The organism is Vibrio sp. 2130-1 (genome assembly GCF_033339515.1).
In genome coordinates this window covers 1-1,018 of record NZ_JAWOUT010000093.1, presented here as the reverse complement: position 1 = coordinate 1,018, position 1,018 = coordinate 1, and the positions used below count along the sequence as shown (strand labels likewise).

The following is a 1,018-nucleotide window of genomic DNA, read 5'->3' as shown; positions in this document are numbered from 1 at the left end:
CCAAACCGCAAGGTCTGGTTCGCTTAGCCTTGTATCAAAAGCTGATCGATAGCATTCCATATGGTGAAAGAGTTGGCTATCCAACTGTGGCCATTGGTGGCATTGACCAATCAAACGCAGAGCAAGTTTGGCAATGTGGCGTGTCCAGTTTAGCGGTGGTTCGTGCGATTACCTTGTCCGAATCGCCGAAACAAGTGATTGAGTTTTTCGACCAACTGATGAGCACAACGAGCACGTCATTGGTCATGGAGGACTATCGTGCTTACTGATCAAGAATTCATTCGTTATCAGCGTCAAGTTTCGTTACCTGAAATCGGAGAATCGGGCCAAGCTCGTCTTGGTCAATCTCATGTGTTGCTCATCGGCTGTGGTGGGTTGGGTAGTGCAGCAAGTTTGTATCTCGCGTCTGCTGGCGTGGGTAAGTTGGTTGTGATTGATGATGACCGTGTCGACAGCAGCAATTTGCAGCGCCAGGTTATCTATCGTGAAGGCGACATTGAACTGGCGAAAACCGAGGCGATGGCTCAGCAGCTTCGTGATCTCAATTCAATGATTCAGGTACGCACGATTACCAAGCGTCTCGACCAAGCTCAGTTACAACTCGAAGTCATGTTGGCGGATGTGGTGTTGGATTGCAGTGACAACCTGCCAACGAGGCAGCTGATCAATCAAGTTTGTTATGAGCAAAATACACCTCTGATATCGGCGGCAGCGATTGGTTGGCAAGGGCAGTTTGCTGTTTTTGACTACTCAGACAAACCATCAAATTCAGGCTGCTATCGATGCTTGTATCCGTTTGATGAATTGCAGCAAACAATGAAGTGCAGCGAAACCGGCATTATCGGCCCTGTGGTGGGCACTCTGGGGAACTACCAAGCTCTCGCTGCTATTCAAAAGTTGGCGATAGATCGCTTTCATGTTGAGTGTGGTCAGTTACACCTCTTTGATGGACTGCGGATGAACTGGCAGACCATGTCTATAACCAAAGACAAGCAATGTCAGGTTTGTGGTGACAATA

The 1,018-nt window shown here is 48.3% G+C and carries 2 protein-coding genes; both read left to right on the top strand.

Going from position 1 to position 1,018, the window contains the following annotated elements; translation table 11 throughout:
• Positions 1-269 (top strand): thiamine phosphate synthase (locus R7Q09_RS24435; RefSeq protein WP_318143732.1); only part of this gene is annotated, 269 nt, incomplete at its 5' end.
• Positions 259-1,018 (top strand): thiazole biosynthesis adenylyltransferase ThiF (gene thiF / locus R7Q09_RS24430; RefSeq protein ID WP_318143731.1); only part of this gene is annotated, 760 nt, incomplete at its 3' end. The genes R7Q09_RS24435 and thiF, both read left to right, overlap by 11 nt.